We start from the raw sequence: 23,330 nt of genomic DNA on the forward strand, positions 1-23,330 counted from the left end.
TTGACGGGCATTCTACTCGCTATGCAGGTTTGCATAAATCGACTCTGCGAGCTTTTTACTGATACCGGGTGCTTTGGCTATCTCCTCGATGCTGGCACGAGACAGTTCTTGCAATCCACCAAAATGTTTCAATAGATCGCGCCGGCGCGTCGGCCCGACCCCTGCCACGCCTTCCAGCGTGGAGGTGCGGCGGGTCTTGCCTCGGCGGGCACGGTGGCCGGTGATAGCGAAACGGTGGGCTTCGTCGCGGATCTGCTGGATCAGGTGCAGCGCCGGCGAATCCCCTTTCAACGTGAACTCGTGGGCCGCGTCGTTCAGGTACAACGTCTCGAAACCGGCCTTTCGCGTCGCGCCTTTGGCCACGCCGAGCAGGATCAGGTCAGGAACGGCCAGCTCGTTGAGGACGTCCCGGGCCATGGACAACTGGCCCTTGCCGCCGTCTACCAGAAGGATGTCCGGCAACTTGCCCTCCCCGTCCTTTATCTTGCTGAAACGCCGCATCAATGCCTGGTGCATGGCGGCATAGTCATCGCCAGGGGTAACGCCTTCGATGTTGTAGCGACGGTAATCGGACTTGATCGGACCTTCCGGGCCGAAAACCACGCAGGAGGCTACCGTTGCCTCGCCGCTGGAGTGGCTGATGTCATAACACTCCAGCCGTTGCGGCGGCTCGTCCAGGTGGAGGACATCGGCCAGGGCATCGAACCGCGCCGCGACGTGCTGGCGGTTGGCCAAGCGTGCGCCAAGGGCCTGTTCGGCGTTGGTCACGGCCAGTTGCTGCCAGCGCGCACGGGTGCCACGCACACGGTGGCTGATGGTCAGTTCGCGACCGCGAAGCTTTTCGATGGCTTCGATCAAGGCCGGAAAGTCCTCATGAACCACGTTGACGATCAACTCGCTGGGCAAGTCGCGTTCTGGACTGCTGATGTAGTACTGACCCAGGAAAGCGGCCATGACTTCGGAGACGTCTTCCTCGATCCCTACCTGGGGGAAGAAGTTCTTGCTGCCCAAAACCCGGCCGCCCCGCACGTTGATCAAGTGCACACAGGCGCCGCCCGGGTTGATGAACGCGGCCACGATATCGACGTCGCCGCTGCCGCCTTCCATGCTTTGCTGGTCCTGAACCCGGCGCAGCAGCCCGATCTGGTCGCGAAGCTCAGCGGCGCGTTCGAATTCGAGATTGATCGAGGCCTCTTCCATGGCGGCCGACAGCTCATCGGTCAGCGCATTGCTACGCCCCTCCAGGAACATGACCGAGTGACGCACGTCTTCGGCGTAGACCTCGGGCTCCACCAGGCCGACACAGGGCGCCTTGCAGCGTTTGATCTGGTGTTGCAGGCAGGGCCGGGTGCGGTTCTTGTAGTAGCTGTCTTCGCATTGGCGTACGAAAAAGGTTTTCTGCAACAGGCTCAGGCTTTCACGGATGGCCCCGGCACTGGGGTAAGGACCGAAATATCGGCCCTTGGCCTTCTTGGCTCCGCGATGAATGCTCAGGCGCGGAAACGCCCCGTCGGACAAAAACACGTACGGATAGGATTTGTCGTCGCGCAGCAGAATGTTGTACGGCGGCCGCCATTCCTTGATCAGCGTCTGCTCAAGCAGCAACGCCTCGGTTTCATTGGCGGTGATGGTGGTTTCGATCTGCGCGATGCGACCCACCAGCGCGGCCGTCTTCGGTGCCAGGCCAGTCTTGCGGAAGTAGCTGGCCAGGCGCTTCTTGAGGTTTTTGGCCTTGCCGACATAAAGCAGGCGCGCGTCGCTGTCGAACATGCGGTACACGCCGGGGCGGCCGCTGCACGTGGACAGGAAAGCACTTGGATCAAACTGTTCGGTCATTATCAGGCGCTGGCGTCGACCATGCCATGACGCACCGCCAGCAGCGTCAACTCGACGTCACTGCTGATCGAAAGCTTTTCGAAGATACGGTAACGGTAGGTATTGACGGTTTTGGGCGACAGGCACAATTTGTCGGAAATAATCTGGACCTTCTGGCAGCCGACGATCATCAGCGCAATCTGGATTTCTCGCTCGGACAGCGCATCGAAGGGCGAATCGTTGGTCGGCTGGAAAGACTTGATCGCCAATTGCTGGGCGATTTGCGGGCTGATGTAGCGTTGTCCGGCAAATACCAGGCGGATGGCCTGGACCATCTCGTTCAAGCCAGCGCCCTTGGTGAGATAGCCCGCCGCCCCCGCTTGAAGCAGCCGGGTGGGAAACGGGTCTTCTTCACAGACGGTCACCGCGACGACCTTGATGTCCGGATGGCTACGCAACAGTTTTCGCGTGGCTTCAAGACCACCGATGCCCGGCATCTTGACGTCCATCAGCACCACGTCGGGTTTCAATTCACGCGCCTTGATCAGGGATTCTTCCCCGGATTCGGCCTGGCCAACCACCTGCAGGCCATCGATGTCAGCCAGCATTCGTGTTATGCCCGTACGGACGAGATCATGGTCGTCGACCACTAACACCCTAATCAAGCAGACACCTCACGATTTGGTCTTGTATAGGTTGCCCACACCTTAGCAAAAAGCACTCGGCAGACCTAGCGCAAACGGGCAGATAAAAGTTACAACAAATCTTCAGATCCAATATTCGACGCCTCAAGCCTAGGCGTCTCGCTGCATCCTCAGGAAACACTCATCCTCACCGACCACCCGCAGCCCCATGCGTTCATAGAGCGCGCGGGCCGGGTTGTCCTTGAAAACGGTGAGCCGCAACGCCGGTCGATGCTCATTTGCCACCATCGTCCAGACCTGTCCGATCGCCCAGGTTCCGGCACCCTGCCGACGAAACGCCTCATCGATCTGCAACTCCCGAATGTACAAGGCGCGAGCATCACGACTGAGACTGACGAAACCCAGCGCCTGTTCATTGCGCTGAAGAATCCAGTTCTGGCGGATGACCCAGGCCAGATCGAACGCTTCGTCCTGCCACAGCAAATCATGGCGAAGGTAATAGGGAAGCATATTGCTGCAAGTCAATTGACGTGCGAATTCAACGTCACCGACTTCAGCCGGGCGCCATACAAAACTCATTGAAACCTCATCACTATGCCACGGGCTCACCCGCCCAACGGCTGTCGTCGCGGCGAGCGATGACCAACAGCTCTTCCACGCCTGGGGCCGCTGCCATTAGCGTGCCATCCGGGTCATTGTCGACTTCGGTGATTGAAATTGGCACAACGCTGGAGTTTGTCATAAAGCCCGTCGGATACAAGCGATGGGGTTGTTATTAAAAGGCCATAGCATTTTCTTATTGAACGGCCGCCCCGCGCTCTTGTAAGCTCCAGATCATTCATCGGAGACACAGCATGTCCAGCGCCCTTTCACCGCTTCAACCTACCAGCGCCTCGCGCTCGGTTGCGGCTGCCTGGGCGAACGACGTGCCAACTTCGGTCAGCTTTTATTTTGGGTATTGGTTTAGCCACTGGCGCGCCTGATACCCAACCGGCGCCCATTTTAAACGGGTCGCCTTCCAGAGTTTTCCAAACCCCCGGTCGGCCTCCCGACCGGGGGTTTTGTTTTTCAGGCCCCAGACATACGCAGCATCACACCACTTGAGGATCGAACCATGAACTACGCCACTTATTACCGTTACGACAGTTTTTCCGCCTGGCGATTTACCAGCCACCGCTCGGGACAGCCTGCCGCCTCCGATCGGTCACCTATCGGTGGCATGCCAACGTTGCGGGCCATTACGGCCAATTGTCGAACACCCAACTAGGGCCGGCGCGGGAACGAACCCGCTGCTCGCCCAGGAAGCCAGATCATGAATTCGTCCGTCTTCGCTTTGCCGCTGTCCACGCTCAGCCCTGCCAATGAAACCCTGACCCTGCGCCTGCCAAGCGCTTTGCAACTCAAGCAACAATTGCCGCTAGACAGCGTATTGAGCCAACAAGTTGGCGCCCATCGCCAGGCCATCCGCGCCATCCTCGACGGTGAGGACTCCCGCCTGCTGGTCATCGTTGGTCCATGCTCCATCCACGACCCGAAATCCGCGCTCGAATACGCCGCCAACCTGGCTCGCCTTGCCCGGGAAGTCAGCGACAGCATGCTGTTGGTGATGCGCGCCTACGTGGAAAAGCCCCGCACCACCGTGGGCTGGAAAGGCCTGGCCTACGACCCCCATCTCGATGGCAGCGACGACATGGCCACCGGCCTCGAGCTGTCGCGGGAGTTGATGCGTGAGATGCTCCGACTCGGCCTGCCCGTGGCCACCGAGCTGTTGCAGCCGATGGCGGCCGGCTACTTCGACGACCTGCTTAGCTGGGTCGCCATTGGTGCGCGCACCACTGAATCGCAGATTCACCGGGAAATGGCCAGCGGTCTGGGCATGCCGGTCGGTTTCAAGAACGGCACCGACGGCGGGGTTGGCATCGCCTGTGACGCCATGCGCTCCGCGGCGCACCCCCATCGACATTTCGGCGTCGACAGCCAAGGGCATCCGGCGATCATCCAGACCCAAGGCAACCCTGATACGCACCTGGTCCTGCGCGGCGGCCACCGCGGCCCGAACTACGATCGCCAAAGCGTGGCGCAGATTCACGCCGACCTCGCCCGCCTCAACATCCCGGCCCGCATCCTGGTCGATTGCAGCCACGCCAACAGTGGCAAGGATCCGCTGCGCCAGCCCCAAGTGTTCGAGGACGTGCTGCAACAGCGCTTGCAAGGCAACAAGGCCCTGATCGGCATGATGCTCGAAAGCCACCTCTTCGAAGGCTGCCAACCGTTGGGGCCGGCGATGCGCTACGGCGTGTCGGTGACCGATGGATGCCTTGGCTGGGAGTCCACCGAGCAGTTGCTGCGCCAGGCTCATCGCAGGTTGCGATTGGGCGTCTGAGTTTCGGACCCGTTCATGCCGTGGCGCGGGAGCTGGCTCCCTCGCCACGGTTTTTTTCATTGCGGATCCTTCGTTACGGCCTGGCGCGAACTTCAATGGTGATCTCCGGCGAGCGCTGGCTTACATCATCCAGACGCTCAACCTGATAGAACAGGCGGACCGATTGGCCGCCCTGCTCCTGCCAATAGGCAATCGGCACCGTGAAGACAACTGGCTGGCCGGCCGTGGCCTCGGTGATTTCCCGCTCCTGGGCATCCGAGTAGCTGCCGTTGCATTGCAACCAGACCCGTTCGCCCGCCTCCAGCCCTACGCCGTCGATCACCACCGTCGCTGCGCCATGGAGCCCGTCGACATCCAGTTCACCCTCCATCAACTCCAATACCCTCGGCGCCACCAGCGCTGGGCGTACCAGAGGACCGATCCAGACGGACAGCGGCTCGGCTCGACGTATCGAATGTCCGCGCCTGACGACATAAGCCACGGTCAACGAGTGCCCGATATGGGAAGCGATGTCTCCATGATCGATCCAGAACGATACTTTTTCGCCCACTGCATGAGCCTCTATGTCCAGCACATCCCGCCACAATGGCTTGGAATCGCGGCTGGCCAGAAGGATCAGTCGATCACCGGCCGCCATTCGCGAATAAGGCCGCACGGTCATCGTCGTGCCTTCAGGCACCCGCCCCGGATCAAGGTGCCCACCCACCGCATCATTGGCGATGGGTGGCAGCAGCAGCGGCGCCACGTCGCCAATTTGCAACTGAAGGGCCTGTGAGGCCAATGCGGTCGGCAACTGCTTGCCAATGACCCGGTACGAAATGTCCAGCGAGCCGCCGTCGAGTTCGGCGATATGCGGTTCGCGTACAACAAAGACAAGCTCGCGCCCGACCTGCCGCTCCGTGACGAACCGGCGAATTTGATGGTGGTACTGCTCGCCTTCGTTATTGAGCCCGCGCCAATACAACATCAGCTCGTCGCCACAGGACATGAGCGGGTACGGCTTGACGGTGATGACGGCCTTGCTCCAGGCAGGGTCGACGATGCCTTCGCGGGCCCTCGTCAGCAAAGGCGCGGGCAGCTTTCGCGATGGAGGCCGGCTTTTTCGTACAGTTGATTCAATGGTCATTTCCAGGCTCCAGTCCCTTGGAAAGGGGCACCGCTTCCATAGCGACACCGGATGAAACCATTAGAACTCTCCGGCCCGGGACGCGCAGCCAGACGAGGCGACAAGTTGCGTGGTCTCTCGCTCCTTGAGATGTGGCTTGAAGGGCAATCGGTTATCGGAAGCGTCCGAAACCGCAGGAGCCGCCTGGCTTTTGAGGAAAATTTCTCGCGCTTTCTATTCCTGTTTCCGCAGCTAGTAACGGTTTGGTCCTACACCGCTCACTAACGGCCTGGATTAGAGTGGTGCCGCAAACTCAACATGAACCTCTTCGAAAAAGGTACGAACATGCAACGGAATGCAACCACCCGCTTTCCCATCCTTTTGGTACATGGTTTGTTCGGGTTCGACAGGGTCGGCCCGCTCGAACTTTTTCACGACGTCAGACAGGCGTTGTGCAATGCCGGCGCCCGAGTATTCGTCCCGTACGTGTCGGCCACCCACTCCAACGAAGCGCGCGGCGAACAGTTGCTGGCTCAGATGGACCGGGTTCTCGAAGGAACCGGGGCCGCGAAGGTCAACCTTATCGGCCACGGGCAAGGCGCGTTGGCCGCTCGTTATGCCGCCGCCCTGGCGCCCGGCAGTGTCGCCTCGGTCACCTCCGTCAGCGGCCCCAACCAAGGGTCGGAACTCGCTGATTTCCTGCGCAAGGCCCTCACGCCTGGTCGTTTGCCGGAACACGTGGCGAACCGGGTCGCCACGCTTTTCGCCGATTTCATTTCACTGCTCAGTGGCCAGGCACAGCTTCCGCAAAACGCTATTGCAGCGCTGGCGGCGCTGACTACCGAAGGCGTAGGCGCATTCAATGACAGGTATCCGCAAGGCTTGCCCCGACATTGGGGCGGCAACGGGCCGCAATTGGTTAACGGCGTGCGGTATTACTCTTGGAGTGGCACGGTGCAGGAAACCGTGAAACAAGCCGGCAATAGCGCGCCCGATCCGTTGCATGACTTCTGCCGCGCTTTTTCCGAATATTTCACCACCGAGGCGGGACAGAACGATGGCATCGTCGGACGCTTCAGCTCCCACCTGGGCAAGGTGATCCGCTCCGACTACCCAATGGATCACTTGGACACCCTCAACCAGGGCGCTGACGGAGGCTGGCGCAAGGGAAACGATCCGATGGAGCTCTACGTGAAACATGCAGAACGCTTGCGGATCGTCGGACTCTGACGCAATTTTGGCAACAACCGCGGACTGATTCCGGTAGGCTGGGCGTTTTACGACACTGAAAGGAAGTACCTCCATGGCCAAAGCCACTGCCCGCCACATCCTGGTTTCCAGCGAAGACAAGTGCAACGAACTCAAGGCCCAGATTGAAGCTGGCGCTGATTTCGCTGAAGTCGCCAAAACCAACTCCACATGCCCATCCAGCCGTCAGGGCGGCGACCTGGGCTCGTTCGGCCCGGGCCAGATGGTCAAGGAGTTCGACACCGTGGTGTTCAGCGCTCCGATCAATGTGGTTCAAGGCCCGGTCAAGACCCAGTTCGGCTATCACCTGCTGGAAGTAACCAGCCGCCAGGACTGATTTCGGTTTATCGACACGACGGTCCGCCTTAGGGCGGGCTGTCATGCTTGAGCCATGCGAAGGGCTGGCGATCAGCGCGTCCCTCGCGTACAAATCGCACTCATCGATCACCCGGCTTTAAGGCTGACAATGCGACTGGCTTTTCCCTCCTGGCTGTTCATTGCCGTGGTGCTGCTGACGGGCGCCGCAGGCGTGAATGCCGCCCCCCAACATGCCCTGACCGTTTATGGCGAACCGGCCAAGTACGCCGAAGGCTTCGCCCATTTTGCCTACGCCAATCCCCAGGCCCCCAAGGGCGGGACGATGCGCCGCTCGGCCGTGGAGATCGGCCATTTCGACCATGTGCTGCCTTATATCGACAAAGGCATCGGCGTCAGCCAGGTCGACGGCATGCTCTATTCGCCGCTGGCCCAACGCTCCCTGGACGAACCCTATACCGTCTACGGCCTTGTCGCCGAAAAAATGGAACGCGCCGAAGATGGCCTGTCCCTGCGCTTCTACCTCAATCCCAAGGCGCGTTTCGCCGATGGCAAGCCCATCACCGCGCAAGACGTGCGCTACAGCTTCGACCTGCTGATGACCCAGGGCAGCCTGCGCTATCGCACGCAGTTCGCCGCCGTCAAAGGTGTCGAGGTGGAATCGGAACGAACCGTTCGCTTCGACTTCAAGAATAACGAAAGCCGCACCCTGCCCCTGGACATCGCCACCTTGCCGGTTTTTCCCGAGCACTGGTGGAAGAGTCGCGACTTCGCCAACGGCGGCGGTTACGAGGCGCCCCTGGGCAGCGGACCGTACAGGGTGAGCAAGGTCGACTCGGGCCGCAGCATCACCTTCGAGCGCAACGCCGACTGGTGGGGCAAGGACCTGCCGGTCAGCCGCGGGCTCTACAACTTCGACCACTTCAGTATCGAATACTTCGGCGACACCGACGTGGCCCGGCAGGTCTTGCGTGGCGGCGCCTACGATTACAACCGCGAGTTCTCCGCCACGGGCTTTTCCATCGGCTACGACAGCCCGGCCCTGCGCGACGGTCGGCTGCAAAAAGCCCACCTTGCCACCGAGGCGCCCCAGCCGGCCCAGGGTTTTGTGTTCAATCTGCAACGGCCACAATTCCAGGACCGCCGCGTACGCCAGGCGCTGGCCATGCTCTGGGACTTCGAGTGGAGCAATCGCCAGATGATGCGCAACCTCTACGTGCGCCAGCAGAGCTTTTTTTCCAACACCGACCTCGCCGCCCGGGAGCTCCCCGACGCGGGGGAACTGGCGATTCTCGAACCGCTGCGCGGCAAAGTACCGCAAGAGGTGTTCACCCAGGTGTTCCAAGCGCCGAAGACCGACGGCAGCGGGGTCATCCGCGACAAGCAATTGCAGGCCCTGGCGCTATTGGAACAGGCCGGCTGGAAACCTGAAGGCGACCGCCTGGTCAATGCCGAAGGCGAGCCACTGAGCTTCACGTTCCTGGTCACGCAAAACGGAATAGACCGCCTGTTGTTGCCTTACAAGCGCACCCTCGCACAGATCGGCGTCGACATGCACATCCGGCGCATCGACTCGTCCCAGTACGTCAATCGCCTGATGAGCCGCGACTACGACATGATCATTACCGGCTACCCGGTCAGCACTTCGCCGGGCACGGAGCTTTACAATTATTTCGGCTCGGCGGCGGCCAACGACCCGGGAGCCAACAACTACATGGCCTTGCAGAATCCTGCCGTGGACGCCCTCATCGATGGCCTGGTCAAAGCCAGCACCCAGGACGACATGCTCCGCCATGCCCATGCGCTGGACCGGGTGCTGCAATGGAACTACTACTGGATTCCCAACTATTACCCGCCAGGCAGCTCGACGGTCTGGTGGAATCGCTTCGGCATTCCGAAAGTCCAGGCGAGCAATGACGAAGCCATCGAGAGCTGGTGGGAAGTCAGCACCACGCCACTGACCAACGAACAGATGACCGCCGAACGCATCAAGCGTGGCTCGCCTGGAGGGCATCACTGATGTGGGCTTACATTGCGCGGCGCTTGCTGCTGATCATTCCCACGCTGGTGATCATCCTGCTGGTGAACTTCGTGATCGTCCAGGCCGCGCCAGGCGGGCCGGTGGAGCAGGCGATCGCTCACCTGCAGGGCATTGGCGGCGCCAGCGTCGGCAGCTCGGGCAATGCCATGACCGGTAGCTCCCGCGCCAGCCGAGGCCTGGATCCGCAATTGATCAAGGACATCGAAAAACAGTACGGCTTCGACAAGCCCGCCCATGAACGCTTGTGGCTGATGCTCACCAGCTACGCCCGCCTGGACTTCGGCAAAAGCTTCTTCCGCGGTGCCACGGTCACCGACCTGATTCTGGAAAAAATGCCGGTGACCATCTCCCTCGGGCTCTGGGCGACGCTGATCACCTACCTCGTGTCGATTCCCCTGGGGATTCGCAAGGCGGTACACCACGGTTCGGCATTCGATGTCTGGAGCAGCACCGCAATCATTATCGGCTACGCCATGCCGGCGTTCCTGTTCGCGATGTTCCTGATCGTGATCTTCGCTGGCGGCACCTCGCTCAATTGGTTCCCGGTGCGCGGGCTCGTCTCGGACAACTTCGAGTCCCTTTCGACGCTGGGCAAGGTCGCCGACTATTTCTGGCACCTGGTGCTGCCCGTCACGTCGTTGGTCATCGGCGGCTTCGCTACCCTGACGATCCTGACCAAGAACTCGTTCCTCAACGAAATCACCCGCCAATACGTGGTCACGGCGCGAGCCAAGGGGATGAGTGAACGACGCGTGCTGTATGGACACGTGTTTCGCAATGCGATGCTGCTGGTGGTATCGGGCATTCCCCAAGCGTTCATCAGCGTGTTCTTCGCCGGTTCTTTGCTGATCGAGGTGATCTTCTCCCTCGACGGCCTGGGACGCATGAGCTATGAGGCCGCCGTGTCCCGGGACTATCCAGTGGTGTTCGGCTCGCTGTTTATCTTCACGTTGTTCGGCCTGCTGATCAAACTCATCGGCGATCTTTGCTACACCCTGGTGGACCCGCGCATCGACTTCGCCGCGAGGAACGCCTGATGTTCAAGTTATCGCCCCTGGGGCGGCGGCGTTTCGAACGTTTCAGGAAAAACCGTCGCGGCTGGTGGTCGCTGTGGCTGTTCATCGGGCTTTTCGTCCTGACCCTGGGTGGGGAATTGATTGCCAATGACAAGCCCTTGGTGGTGAGCTACCAAGGCTCGTTGTATTTCCCGGTGTTCAAGCGCTACACCGAACAGCAGTTCGGCGGTCAATTGCCGTTCCAGGCTGACTATCGCAGCAGCTATGTGCAGGACCTGATTCACCAGGGCAACGGCTGGCTGCTGTTTCCGCCTATTCCTTTCAGCGACGACACGCCCAACTATGACCTTGAGCGGCCGGCCCCAAGCCCGCCGTCGAGGGTGAACTGGCTGGGCACCGACGACCAGGCACGGGACGTGATGGCGCGGGTCATATTCGGCGCGCGGGTGTCGATCCTGTTCGCCCTGGCGCTGACCGCCATCAGCGCGCTGATCGGCATTGCCGCCGGTGCCCTGCAAGGTTACTACGGCGGCTGGGTGGACCTGCTGGGGCAACGCCTGCTGGAAGTCTGGTCCGGTTTGCCGGTGCTGTACCTGCTGATCATCCTGTCGGGTTTCGTCGAGCCTAACTTCTGGTGGCTGCTGGGTATCATGGCGCTGTTCTCCTGGCTCGCGCTGGTGGACGTGGTGCGTGCCGAATTCCTGCGCGGGCGCAACCTCGAATACGTGAAAGCCGCGCGGGCGCTGGGCCTGACCGACCGCAAGGTCATCGTGCGGCACATACTGCCCAATGCCATGAACGCCACCCTGAGCTACCTGCCGTTCATTCTCACCGGGGCGATCTCCACCCTGACAGCGCTGGATTTCCTGGGATTCGGCATGCCGGCCGGCAGCGCATCCCTGGGTGAGCTGATCGCGCAGGGCAAGCAGAACCTGCAAGCGCCTTGGCTGGGGCTGACGGCGTTTTTTACTTTGGCGCTGATTCTTTCTCTGTTGGTGTTTATCGGCGAAGCGTTGCGAGACGCGTTCGACCCTCGGTCATGAGCGGAACCTTTAGATGAGCGAAAACCTGATCGAAATCCGTGACCTGAGCGTGGCCTTCAACGGCCAGACGGTGGTGCGCAACCTGTGCCTGGATATCCGCCAAGGCGAATGCCTGGCGCTGGTGGGCGAGTCGGGCTCCGGCAAGTCGGTGACGGCCCATTCCATCCTGCAACTGCTGCCGGAAACCGGCACGCGCACCACCGGCAGCATTTGCTATCGCGGCGAAGAACTGGTGGGTGCCGAGGCCAAGACGCTACGGGAACTGCGCGGCAATCGGATCGCAATGATCTTCCAGGAGCCGATGACTTCGCTAAATCCGCTGCACAGCGTCGAAAAGCAGATCGGCGAAACACTGATGCTGCATCGCGGCCTGGGCGGCAAGGCCGCGCGCCAGCGCATCCTGGAATTGCTGGCCCTGGTCGGCATCCAGAAACCCGCCGAACGACTCAAGGCCTATCCGCACCAGCTATCGGGCGGCCAGCGCCAGCGCGTCATGATCGCCATGGCCCTGGCCTGCGAGCCGGAGCTTCTGATCGCCGACGAACCGACCACCGCCCTGGACGTAACGGTGCAGCGCAAGATCCTGCTGCTGCTCAAATCGTTGCAGCAGCGCCTGGGCATGTCCCTGCTGCTGATCAGCCACGACCTCAACCTGGTGCGCAGCATCGCGCAGCGGGTGTGCGTAATGAAAGCCGGGGAAATTGTCGAGCAGGCGCCCTGTGAAACCTTGTTCAGCACCCCCCGCCACCCTTATAGCTGCGAATTGCTGAACGCCGAACCGGAAGGCGAAGCCCTGCCCCGGGACGAACGCGAAGACGTCCTGCAAGTGCAGGAACTGCGCGTCAGCTTTCCCCTCGGTGGCGGATTGTTCCGGCGCAAGCAGTACCTGCAAGCCGTGGACGGCATCAGCCTGAATATCCAGCGCGGCAAGACCCTGGGCATCGTCGGCGAATCCGGTTCCGGCAAATCCACCCTCGGCCAGGCCATCCTGCGGCTGATAGAGTCCGAAGGCAGCATTCGCTTCCAGGGCCAGGCGCTTGATCATCTGTCGCATAAAGAGCTTCGGCCATGGCGCAAGCAGATGCAGATCGTCTTCCAGGACCCGTTCGGCAGCCTCAGCCCGCGAATGTCAGTGCAACAGATCATCAGTGAAGGCCTGGAAGTCCACAGCCGGTCCAGTGCCGAGCAATGCGAAGCCCAGGTGATCCAGGCGCTAAAGGAGGTCGGCCTCGACCCGCAGAGCCGGCATCGCTACCCCCACGAGTTTTCCGGTGGGCAGCGCCAACGCATCGCCATTGCCCGGGCATTGGTGCTCAAGCCCGCCCTGATCCTGCTTGACGAACCTACGTCCGCCCTCGACCGCACCGTGCAAAAGCAGGTGGTTGCCCTGCTCCGCCAGCTCCAGGAAAAATACGGCCTGACCTACCTGTTCATCAGTCACGACCTGGCGGTGGTCCGCGCCCTGGCCCACGACATGATCGTGATCAAGGACGGCAAGGTGGTCGAGCAAGGCCCCAGCCATGATGTGTTCGATTCACCCCAGCACCCGTATACCAAGGAGTTGTTGGCGGCGGCGCATCCAGAGTGGGCATAATGCGGCGCATGGCGTAGCTTCGTGTCGCGCCCATCGCGAGCAAGCTCGCTCCCACATTGGCCGGTGTTGCACTGAAGGCCACATGTGGGGGCGAGCTTGCTCGCGATGGGGGCCTGACAAGCAACACACAACCCGGATCCGATCATGAACTCCACCGAAAGCCTCAAGGATTACAAGCGCGTGCGTACGCTGGCGATCCGCTCGTTGTTCGAAATCATCGAGCAGTCCAGCGAAGGCACGGTGATCGTCGACCGCGATGCAAACATCGTCTGGATGAACGAGCGCTACGCTCGTCGCTTCGGCCTGAATTCGGCGCAAGAGGCCATCGGCCGGGCTTGCGAAAGCGTCATTCCGGGCAGCTTGTTGCGAGAGGTGGTGCGTACCGGGCGGCCGATCCTGCTGGACATGCAGGACACGCCCAAGGAACCGCTGGTGGTGATGCGCCTGCCGATCCATGACAGCGCCGGCGCGGTGATCGGCGCCATCGGTTTTGCCCTGTTCGACGAGTTGCGCAGCCTGTCGCCGATGCTCAAACGCTACCTGAGCATGCAGGAAGAACTGGCCTCTACCCGCTCGCTGTTGCGGGCACGGCAGACCAAGTACAACTTTGCCCATTTCATCGGCACCAGCGCTGCGGGACTCGAGGTCAAGCGCCGTGCCCGACGCAGCGCCAGCACCGACTCCCCGGTATTGCTCCTCGGCGAAACCGGCACCGGCAAGGAGCTTCTGGCCCAGGCGATCCACGGTGCTTCGCCGCGTGCGCACAAGGCGTTTGTCAGCATCAACAGCGCCGCCATCCCCGAATCCTTGCTGGAAGCCGAATTCTTCGGCACCGCGCCAGGCGCCTTCACCGGTGCCGACCGCAAGGGCCGCGCCGGCAAGCTGCAAATCGCCCAGGGCGGCACATTGTTCCTCGACGAAATCGGCGATATGCCGCTGCCCTTGCAAAGCAAACTGCTGCGCGTGTTGCAGGAAAAGGAATACGAACCGGTCGGCTCCAACGAAGTACTGCAAAGCGATGTTCGGGTGATTGCCGCGACCTCCACCAACCTGGAGGCGGCGATCCAGCGTGGCGAATTCCGGGCGGATCTGTATTACCGCCTCAATGTGCTGCCCATCCAGGTCCCGCCGCTGCGCGAACGCCTGGATGACCTGCCGGCCCTGAGCGAGGCGATCCTCGAAGAATTGCGCAGCCAGCACGAACTGAATCCCGACGCCCTCGACCTGCTGGGCCAGCACGCCTGGCCGGGCAACATCCGGGAGTTGCGCAACGTGCTGGAACGGGCCGCGCTGCTCAGCGACGACCTGATGCTCACCGCCGCCGATATTCGTGCCGCCATCGGTACTTTCACGCCGGTGGTACGCGCGGCGAGTCCGAGCCTCGAGCCGTTGCCCCAGGAAACCTTCAGCCAGGCCCGGGCCCGATTCGATCGACATTTGATCGAGACCACCCTCGCGCAATGCGGTGGGCGGGTGATTGAGGCAGCCGAGCGGTTGGGACTGGGGCGGTCGACGCTTTACAAGAAAATGGTGGCGCTGGGGATTGCTGAGTCTCAATAAAGAGACTCAATTCTCCTTATTTAGACATATGGATTGGAGCGCTTCGCGCTCATCGCGAGCAGGCTCTTTCCCACAGGAACTGGCGTTCCCCCTGCCATCCTCGTTCACCTGTGGGAGCGAGCCTGCTCGCGATGAGGCCAGTAATCTCAACAAAAATCTCAAAACAGAGACGCGCTTTCCAAGCTCACGTCGCCCGCCTCAATAAATTCCTTAAATTTCAATAAGTTAAACAACTGGCACAAAACTCGCTATAGCCCTCCCCACCGCATCACCCACAAAAATAACAATCCAGGAGACACACCATGAGTGTGATCATTGCCTTGGCAGCCCTCACGCTGCTGATGGTTGCCGCCTACCGTGGCTACAGCGTCATTCTTTTTGCCCCCATCGCCGCCCTCGGCGCGGTGTTGCTCACCGATCCGTCCGCCGTTGCCCCAGCCTTCACCGGGGTGTTCATGGACAAGATGGTCGGCTTCATCAAACTCTACTTCCCGGTGTTCCTGCTCGGCGCCGTGTTCGGCAAGCTGATCGAGCTGTCGGGGTTTTCCCGCTCCATCGTCGCGGCGGCGATTCGCCTGCTGGGCACGCGCCAGGCCATGCTGGTGATCGTGCTGGTGTGCGCGCTGCTCACCTATGGCGGCGTGTCGCTGTTCGTCGTGGTCTTTGCGGTTTATCCGTTCGCGGCCGAGATGTTCCGCCAGAGCAACATTCCCAAGCGGCTGATCCCGGCCACCATCGCCCTCGGCGCTTTTTCGTTCACGATGGACGCCCTGCCCGGCACGCCACAGATCCAGAACATCATCCCCAGCACCTTCTTCAATACCACTGCCTGGGCAGCGCCGTGGCTGGGCGTGATCGGTACGATATTCGTGTTCAGCTTCGGCATGCTGTTCTTGCAGCGCCAACGCAACAAGGCCCAGCGCACGGGCGAAGGCTACGGTACCGAGCTGCGCAACGAGCCGGAAACCGCCGAAGACATCAAGCTGCCCAACCCCTGGATCGCCGTTTCGCCATTGCTGGCGGTAGGGGTCATGAACCTGCTGTTCACCCAGTGGATCCCACAGTGGTACGGCAAGACCCATAGCCTGGCCCTGCCGGGCATGGCGGCGCCGGTGACCAGCGACATCGCCAAGCTCACGGCGATCTGGGCCGTGCAAGCGGCCTTGCTGGTGGGCATCGTCATGGTGCTGTTGTTCGGCTTCCGAGCCATTCGCAGCAAGCTGGCCGAAGGCAGCAAGAGCGCGGTGGGCGGTGCGTTGCTCGCGGCCATGAACACCGCGTCGGAATACGGTTTCGGTGCGGTGATCGCCTCCCTGCCGGGCTTCCTGGTGCTCGCCGACTGGCTCAAGAACATCCCCAATCCGCTGGTCAACGAAGCCGTGACCGTGACGCTGCTGGCGGGCATCACCGGGTCCGCGTCGGGTGGCATGAGCATCGCCCTGGCGGCGATGTCGCAAACCTTCATCAGCGCCGCCAACGCCGCCAACATTCCACTGGAAGTGCTGCACCGGGTAGCGGCCATGGCCAGCGGCGGCATGGACACCCTGCCCCACAACGGCGCGGTCATCACCTTGCTGGCGGTCACGGGCCTGACCCACCGTGAAGCCTACAAAGACATTTTCTGTATTACGCTGATCAAGACCCTCGCGGTGTTCTTCGTGATCGGTGTGTTCTACGCCACTGGCATTGTGTGAGGTTCCCATGACAACCACCCTTTCCGGCAAGACGGCCCTGGTCACCGGCTCCACCAGCGGCATTGGCCTGGGCATCGCCCTGAGCCTGGCCAAGGCCGGCGCCAACCTGATCCTCAACGGCTTTGGCGATGCTTCGGCGGTGGTCGCCGAAGTCGCTCGACACGGCGTCAAGGTCGGCCATCATCCGGCCGACGTCAGCGACCCCGCGCAGATCGCCGACATGCTCGCCTACGCCGAGCGCGAATTCGGCGGTGTCGACATCCTGGTGAACAATGCCGGCATCCAGCACGTGGCGGCCGTGGAGGATTTCCCGGTGGAGCGCTGGGATTCGATCATTGCGATCAACCTGTCCTCGGTGTTCCACGCCACCCGCCTGAGCCTTCCGGGCATGCGCGCCAAGGGCTGGGGACGGATCGTCAACATTGCCTCGGTGCATGGCCAGGTCGGTTCGGTGGGCAAGGCGGCGTACGTCGCGGCCAAGCACGGGGTGATCGGGTTGACCAAAGTAGTGGGCCTGGAGACTGCCGCCAGCAACGTCACGTGCAACGCCATCTGCCCGGGCTGGGTCCTGACGCCGCTGGTGCAGAAGCAGATCGACGACCGCATCGCCACGGGTGTGGACCCGCAACAGGCCCAGCATGATCTGCTGGCCGAGAAGCAACCGTCCCTGGAGTTCGTGACCCCGCCGCAGTTGGGTGAGCTGGTGCTGTTCCTGTGCAGTGAAGCGGGCAGCCAGGTGCGGGGCGCGGCGTGGAATATTGATGGTGGGTGGTTGGCTCAATAACGCCGCGCCGTCGAGCTTTTGTGGCGAGGGGGCTTGCTCCCGCTCGGCTGCGCAGCAGGCGCCTCTTGGGCCCGCTTCGCAGGCCAGCGGGAGCAAGCTCCCTCGCCACATCCGGCGCCTTGTGCTGAACTATTTGTAAGCCCCAAAACAAGAGGCAAACCATGTCCGACATCCTTTGGCACCCCAGCCCCGAACGCATCGCCCAGTCGCGAATGGACGCCTTTCGCCGGTTCGTCAACGAACGGCACTCGCTGCAACTCAACGACTACCCGACCCTGCATGCCTGGAGCACCGACCACCGCGAAGCCTTCTGGCAGGCCATCGTCGACTTCTTCGAGATCCGCTTCCATCAAGCGCCTGGCGCGGTGCTCGACGAAGGCCCGCAGATGCCCAGTGCCCGCTGGTTCCCAGGGGCGACGCTGAATTTCGCCGAACACTTGTTGCGTCGCCGCGACAGCGCCGTGGCAGTGGTCGCACTCGATGAAAACGGCGGCGAAGAAACGCTGACCTGGGCCGATCTCGCCGCCCATGTCGCCGGCCTGCAAAAAAGCCTGCAAGGCGCTGGCGTGACCCAGGGCGATCGGGTCGCCGCTTGCATGCCCAACACCTGGCAGACGCTAGTGTGCATGCTCGCCACCACCAGCCTGGGCGCCATCTGGTCATGTTCATCGCCGGATTTCGGCACCCAGGGCGTCATCGACCGGTTCGGTCAGATAGAACCCAAGGTCCTGATCACCTGCGCCGGCTATCGCTACGCCGGGAAAACCATCGACCAGCGGCCCAAGGTCAACGAAATACTCGAACGGCTACCGTCGCTGCAACAATTGATCGTACTGCCCTACGCCCAGCCCGACGTTCGCGTCGAAGATTTCAAGACCCCAGCCCGCGTGGCCCTGTGGGACGGTTTCTACCAATGCGGCGGCGAGCCGGTGTTCAACCCCGTGCCGTTCGATCACCCGCTGTACATTCTCTATTCCAGCGGCACCACCGGCGTGCCGAAGTGCATCGTCCACGGCACCGGTGGCGTGCTGCTGCAACATCTCAAGGAACATGGCCTGCACGTCGACCTGGGCCCCGAAGACCGGCTGTTCTACTACACCACCTGCGGCTGGATGATGTGGAATTGGCTGGTGTCGGCGCTGGCCGTGGGCAGCGCGGTTGTGCTCTATGACGGGTCGCCGTTCCACCCCAGCCCGGAACGCCTGCTCGACCTGATCGACCGACAAGGCATCAGCGTATTCGGCACCAGCCCCAAATACCTGGCCGCCCTGGAAAGCCAAGGCATCAAGCCACGCCAGACCCACGACCTGGGCAGCCTGAGGACGATCCTGTCCACGGGATCAGCCTTGGCGCCCCACAGTTACGATTATGTCTACCGCGACTTCAAGGCCGATGTTTGCCTGGCCTCGATGTCCGGCGGCACTGACATCGTGTCGTGCTTCGTCAACGGCAATCCGCTGGCCCCTGTGCGCCGCGGCGAGATGCAAGTCAAGAGCCTGGGCATGGCCGTGCAGGTATGGAACGAAGCCGGCGAAGCGGTGGTTGGCGAAAAAGGCGAACTGGTCTGCACCCGGCATTTCCCGGCGATGCCCATCGGGCTGTGGAATGATCCCCAGCGGGAGAAACTTCGCGCCTCCTATTTCAGCCAGTTCCCGGGCGTGTGGGCCCAGGGGGACTACGCCGAAGAGCTGCCCCACGGCGGCCTGCTGATCCACGGCCGCTCCGACGCGGTGCTCAACCCCGGTGGTGTGCGCATCGGCACGGCGGAAATCTATCGGCAGGTGGAAAAAGTCGAGGAAGTCCTGGACAGCGTCGCCATCGGCCAGCAATGGCAGGATGATGTGCGGGTGGTGCTGTTTGTGCGCCTGCGAGAGGGCTTGGTGCTGGACGACGCCTTGGAACAGAAGATCCGCCAGGTCATCCGCGCCAACACTACACCGCGCCACGTGCCGGCGAAAATCCTCGCGGTCAACGATATCCCACGCACCATCAGCGGCAAGGTGGTGGAACTGGCGGTGCGCAACGTGGTGCATGGCGAGGCGGTAAAGAACACCGATGCACTGGCCAATCCCGAGGCGCTGGAGCAGTTTCGTGGGCGGGTGGAGCTTGCGACCTGATCTGAATGTTTTGCTGGGCTTGAGGGCCTCATCGCGGGCAAGCTCGCTCCCACAGGGGACTGTTTGCACCCAAATCCCTTGTGGGAGCGAGCCTGCTCGCGATGAACGATAACGCGGTCGCACTACCAACCGATCAGTCCATGAGCCCCCATTCCCCGCCCGCCGACGGCTCAGCCGGTGGCGCCGCTCCCGATTCGGCATGGAGCTTGAGCCGCAAGCGCAAATTGTTCGCAGAATCGGCGTTTTTCAACGCCTCTTCTTCATCGATCGCCCCTTCCACCACCAGGTTGAACAGCGCCTGGTCGAACGTTTGCATCCCCAGTTCCTCGGATTTTTCCATGATGCCCTTGAGCTCGCCCAGCTCGTTGCGACGGATCAGGTCGGCCACCGTGGGCGAGCCGAGCATCACCTCCACGGCCGCCCGCCGCTGGCCGGTGCGGGTGCGCACCAGCCGCTGGGAGACAAACGCCTTGAGGTTGTTGCCCAGATCCTGCAGCAGTTGCGGCCGGCGTTCTTCCGGGAAGAAATTGACCACCCGGTCCAGGGCCTGGTTGGCGTTGTGGGCATGCAGGGTGGAAATCACCAGATGGCCGGTGTCGGCGAAGGCCAAGGCGTGTTCCATGGTCTCGCGGTCGCGTATTTCACCGATCAGCACTACGTCCGGCGCCTGGCGCAGGGTGTTCTTGAGAGCGGCGTGGAAGCTGCGGGTATCCACACCGACTTCTCGCTGGTTGACGATGGATTTCTTGTGCCGGTGAATATATTCCACCGGGTCCTCGATGGTGATGATATGGCCGCTGCTGTTGCGGTTGCGGTAGTCGATCAGCGCCGCCAGTGATGTGGATTTGCCCGAGCCCGTGGCGCCGACGAACAGCATGAGCCCTTGTTTGTGCATGATGGTTTCGAGCAGCACCTTGGGCAGCTTCAGGTCTTCGAAACGCGGGATATCCAGCTTGACGTTGCGTATGACCATGGACACGTCATTGCGCTGTTTGAAGATGTTGACGCGAAACCGTCCGACACCGGCCAGAGAGATCGCCAGGTTCATTTCCAATTCCCGATCGAACTCAAGGCGCTGTTCGGCGTCCATCAATGACTCGGCAAGCCCAGCGATGTCGCCAACCTTGAACGCCTGGTTGCTCAGTGGCTTGAGCACACCTTCGAAACGCGCGCAGGGCGGCGCGCCGGTGGACATGTAGAGGTCGGAGCCGTCCTGGCTTGCCAGGACTCGCAGTAAAGGATCAATTTCCATGACTATAAAAACTTCCGCGAACTTCAATGGACACGCTGACCCGAGCCAGAAAAACTTCAGATCAACCCGCGCTTACCTTCTTCAGAGGATAGTAGAAGCCGCAGCATCGACATGACATCCAGGGATTCCCGTGATGAATGCAGTACCTGCCAGCAGCGACACACAGCAGTTGATCGCCCGTCTGGACTGGACTTCCAGCCCGCTGGGCGCCCAAGAAACCTGGCCCCCGAGCCTGCGCACCGCCGTGGACATCGTGGTCCATTCGCCCATGCCGATGGCCGTGCTGTGGGGGCCGCAGTTGATCCACCTGTACAACGACGCCTATGCGCGATTGGTCGGCGACAAGCACCCCAGGGCGTTTGGCCAGCCAACCCACACGGCCTGGCCCGAACTTCGCAGCGAAACCGAAGGGGTTTATCGCAGCGTGTTGCAGGGCCGGGTGCGCACCTGCCGCGATCAACGTTGGCGCATGCCATTTGGCGGCCGCCTCTGCGATGTCTGGCTGGACCTGACCTACAGCCCGATCCATGACGAAAACGCCAGCGTCGCCGGAATTCTGATCACTGCCATCGAGACGGGCGAGCGGCGACGCCTGGCTCAGGAATTCGAACGGCGCTCCGAGGCCAGCCTCAAGGCCCAGCAGGAAAGCGAAGAACGCTTGCAACTGGCCTTGGCGGCCACCGATGCGTTGGGCACCTGGGACTGGGACATCGGCGAGGATCGCTTCATCGCCGATGCGCATTTTGCCCTCCTCCATGGCGTCGACCCGGCCCTGTCACGGCAATTGCCCATCAGCGCCTATCTCGAGGGCGTCCACCCGGAAGATCGGGCGATGGTTGCGCGCAGCATCAAGCACTGCATCACCCATGGCACCGAGTACGCCGAGGAGTATCGGCTGCAGCAGCCCCACGGCGAGCTGCGCTGGGTGTTCGTGCGTGGACGTTGCTACAAGGATCGCCATGGCCGGCCCAAGCGCTTTCTCGGCGCGGCGCTGGACCTGACCGAACGCAAGCGCACCGAACATGCCTTGCGCCAGAGCCAGACCGAGCTGCAACTGATCATCAACGCCATGCCGGTGCTGATCGGCTACGTCGACCGCGAGGAGCGTTTCCGGCTGAACAACAGTGCCTACCTGAATTGGTACGGGCTGACGCCGCAAGAGCTCTACGGCAAGACCATCCGTGAGGTCATCGGCGACGAGGCCTACGCCGCCCGAGCCGAACAGATCGCCGGCGCCCTGGTGGGCAAGCCGTGCAGTTTCACCGTAGAGTCGCCCCACCGCGACGGCCGGCCGCGCCATGCGTTGATCAACTACCTGCCACGCCGTGGCGCCGACGGATCGGTGAACGGTTTTTACATTTTTGTCATCGACGAAACCGAGCGCAAGAAAACCGAGGAAGCCCTGCGCCACCTCAACGAAACGCTGGAAGAAAGGGTGATCGCCCGCACCCAGCAGCTAGCCGAGGCCAACCATCGACTGCAAAGCGAGATGTTCGAACGCGAACGCGCCGAAGAAGCCCTGCGCCATGCGCAGAAGATGGAAGCCGTGGGCCAACTCACCGGCGGCATCGCCCATGACTTCAACAACATGCTCACTGGCATCCTCGGCAGCCTCGACTTGATGCAGCGCTACATCGCCTCCGGTCGTGCCGCCGAGATCGGCCGTTTTACCGAAGCTGCGATTTCATCGGCCAACCGCGCCGCCGCCCTGACCCACCGCCTGCTGGCTTTTTCCCGACGCCAGTCACTGGACCGCAAGCCTCTGGATGCCAATACGCTGGTTCGCTCGCTTGAAGACCTGCTGAGCCGCACCACCGGCGATCACATTGTGCTGCGACTGCAACTGGCCGGCGAGTTGTGGCCGGTCAGCACCGATGCCAGCCAATTGGAAAACGCCTTGCTCAACCTGGTCATCAACGCCCGGGACGCGATGCCCGATGGCGGCGAGTTGAACATCGAGACCGCCAACGTCTACCTCGACGGCAGCGACATCAGCACGCTGGAGCCGGTGAAGGCCGGCGATTACGTGATGATCGCCGTGCGCGACAACGGCAGCGGCATGACCCCCGCCGTGTTGGCAAAGGCCTTCGATCCGTTTTTCACTACCAAGCCCATCGGCCAGGGCACCGGCCTGGGGCTGTCGATGATTTATGGTTTCGCCCAGCAATCTGGCGGTCACCTGAGCCTGGACAGTGTCCCGGGCCAAGGTACGCGCGTGCAGTTGTACCTGCCGCGCCTGCACGTCGCGCCGGCGGAACAGGCAACGGCACCGACTACCACCGACGCTCCGCCCGCCATCGCCGGCGAAACGGTGTTGCTGGTGGAGGACGAACCGGCGGTGCGCATGCTGGTGCTCGACCTGCTCGCCACCCTGGGCTACACCGCCCTCGAAGCCGAGGACGCCAAGCGGGCGCTGGTATTGCTCGAATCCGAGCAACGCATCGATCTGCTGGTGACCGACGTCGGTCTGCCGGGCATGAACGGCCGCCAGCTGGCGGAAATCGCCCGTCAGCACCGGCCCGGCTTGAAGGTGCTGTTCATGACCGGCTATGCGCAGAAAGCCGCCGAACGCCAAGGTTTCCTGGATCAGGGCATGGACATGGTCGCCAAGCCGTTTACCCTGGACCTGTTGGCCAACAAGATTCGGACGATGATCAACCATGACCACTGACTTGAGGCATAATCGCCGCCCTTTCGCCCCCTTCAGGTCTGTGCCGCA

Annotated in this window: 17 protein-coding genes; 12 read left to right on the forward strand and 5 right to left on the reverse strand. The window is 61.9% G+C overall.

What is annotated here, in order from left to right:
- Positions 1 to 12 precede the first annotated feature (12 nt).
- The 3 genes from uvrC to J3P81_RS14835 form a co-directional block, all read right to left on the reverse strand.
- Positions 13 to 1,836 (reverse strand): excinuclease ABC subunit UvrC, encoded by a 1,824-nt coding sequence (gene uvrC / locus J3P81_RS14825; RefSeq protein WP_420763562.1) that lies wholly within the window; start codon positions 1,834 to 1,836, stop codon positions 13 to 15.
- A gap of 2 nt (positions 1,837 to 1,838) precedes the next feature.
- Positions 1,839 to 2,480, reverse strand: a complete 642-nt coding sequence (gene gacA, locus J3P81_RS14830) for a response regulator transcription factor GacA (RefSeq protein ID WP_003200277.1) — start codon at positions 2,478 to 2,480, stop codon at positions 1,839 to 1,841.
- A gap of 129 nt (positions 2,481 to 2,609) precedes the next feature.
- A complete protein-coding gene (locus J3P81_RS14835) occupies positions 2,610 to 3,038 on the reverse strand; it encodes a GNAT family N-acetyltransferase (RefSeq protein WP_434559475.1) in 429 nt (142 codons plus the stop codon).
- Positions 3,039 to 3,771: 733 nt separating this feature from the next.
- Here J3P81_RS14835 and J3P81_RS14840 point away from each other — a divergent pair.
- Positions 3,772 to 4,842 carry a 3-deoxy-7-phosphoheptulonate synthase gene (locus J3P81_RS14840; protein ID WP_434559477.1) on the forward strand — a complete coding sequence of 357 codons (1,071 nt, stop codon included), beginning with the start codon at positions 3,772 to 3,774 and terminating at the stop codon, positions 4,840 to 4,842.
- Positions 4,843 to 4,915: 73 nt separating this feature from the next.
- Here J3P81_RS14840 and J3P81_RS14845 read toward each other — a convergent pair whose 3' ends face one another.
- Positions 4,916 to 5,968 (reverse strand): hypothetical protein, encoded by a 1,053-nt coding sequence (locus J3P81_RS14845; RefSeq protein WP_434559479.1) that lies wholly within the window; start codon positions 5,966 to 5,968, stop codon positions 4,916 to 4,918.
- A gap of 324 nt (positions 5,969 to 6,292) precedes the next feature.
- Between J3P81_RS14845 and J3P81_RS14850 the strand changes: the two genes are divergently transcribed.
- The 10 genes from J3P81_RS14850 to J3P81_RS14895 all read left to right on the forward strand — a co-directional run bounded on the left by J3P81_RS14850 (position 6,293) and on the right by J3P81_RS14895 (position 19,359).
- Positions 6,293 to 7,177 (forward strand): esterase/lipase family protein, encoded by an 885-nt coding sequence (locus J3P81_RS14850; RefSeq protein WP_434559481.1) that lies wholly within the window; start codon positions 6,293 to 6,295, stop codon positions 7,175 to 7,177.
- Between the two features lie 73 nt (positions 7,178 to 7,250).
- Positions 7,251 to 7,532, forward strand: a complete 282-nt coding sequence (locus J3P81_RS14855; RefSeq protein ID WP_042610373.1) for a peptidylprolyl isomerase — start codon at positions 7,251 to 7,253, stop codon at positions 7,530 to 7,532.
- A 129-nt stretch (positions 7,533 to 7,661) separates the two neighbouring features.
- A complete protein-coding gene (locus tag J3P81_RS14860; RefSeq protein ID WP_434559483.1) occupies positions 7,662 to 9,530 on the forward strand; it encodes an extracellular solute-binding protein in 1,869 nt (622 codons plus the stop codon).
- Positions 9,530 to 10,588, forward strand: a complete 1,059-nt coding sequence (locus J3P81_RS14865) for a microcin C ABC transporter permease YejB (RefSeq protein WP_434559485.1) — start codon at positions 9,530 to 9,532, stop codon at positions 10,586 to 10,588. Before J3P81_RS14860 ends, J3P81_RS14865 begins: the two co-directional genes overlap by 1 nt.
- Complete coding sequence (locus tag J3P81_RS14870) at positions 10,588 to 11,610, forward strand: ABC transporter permease (RefSeq protein WP_434559487.1); 1,023 nt, start codon at positions 10,588 to 10,590, stop codon at positions 11,608 to 11,610. Before J3P81_RS14865 ends, J3P81_RS14870 begins: the two co-directional genes overlap by 1 nt.
- 13 nt (positions 11,611 to 11,623) lie before the next feature.
- Positions 11,624 to 13,204: an ABC transporter ATP-binding protein gene (locus J3P81_RS14875; RefSeq protein ID WP_434559489.1), complete on the forward strand. Its 1,581-nt coding sequence runs from the start codon at positions 11,624 to 11,626 to the stop codon at positions 13,202 to 13,204.
- Between the two features lie 144 nt (positions 13,205 to 13,348).
- Positions 13,349 to 14,764: a sigma-54 interaction domain-containing protein gene (locus tag J3P81_RS14880; RefSeq protein WP_420763553.1), complete on the forward strand. Its 1,416-nt coding sequence runs from the start codon at positions 13,349 to 13,351 to the stop codon at positions 14,762 to 14,764.
- 302 nt (positions 14,765 to 15,066) lie between these two features.
- Entirely contained in the window at positions 15,067 to 16,458 is a 1,392-nt protein-coding gene (locus tag J3P81_RS14885; protein WP_420763552.1) for a GntP family permease, read from the forward strand.
- 7 nt (positions 16,459 to 16,465) lie between these two features.
- Positions 16,466 to 17,242 (forward strand): 3-hydroxybutyrate dehydrogenase, encoded by a 777-nt coding sequence (gene hbdH, locus J3P81_RS14890; protein ID WP_420763551.1) that lies wholly within the window; start codon positions 16,466 to 16,468, stop codon positions 17,240 to 17,242.
- Between the two features lie 161 nt (positions 17,243 to 17,403).
- On the forward strand, positions 17,404 to 19,359 hold the full coding sequence (locus J3P81_RS14895; protein ID WP_434559491.1) for an acetoacetate--CoA ligase: 1,956 nt from the start codon (positions 17,404 to 17,406) through the stop codon (positions 19,357 to 19,359).
- 133 nt (positions 19,360 to 19,492) lie between these two features.
- Here J3P81_RS14895 and J3P81_RS14900 read toward each other — a convergent pair whose 3' ends face one another.
- On the reverse strand, positions 19,493 to 20,611 hold the full coding sequence (locus J3P81_RS14900; protein WP_420763549.1) for a PilT/PilU family type 4a pilus ATPase: 1,119 nt from the start codon (positions 20,609 to 20,611) through the stop codon (positions 19,493 to 19,495).
- 133 nt (positions 20,612 to 20,744) lie between these two features.
- On the opposite strand from J3P81_RS14900, the gene J3P81_RS14905 reads away from it, so the two are divergent.
- Positions 20,745 to 23,282, forward strand: coding sequence for a PAS domain S-box protein (locus J3P81_RS14905; RefSeq protein WP_434559493.1), 2,538 nt, complete (start codon positions 20,745 to 20,747; stop codon positions 23,280 to 23,282).
- Positions 23,283 to 23,330: the final 48 nt, after the last annotated feature.

Source organism: Pseudomonas sp. R1-6 (genome assembly GCF_051132115.1).
Lineage (GTDB): Bacteria > Pseudomonadota > Gammaproteobacteria > Pseudomonadales > Pseudomonadaceae > Aquipseudomonas.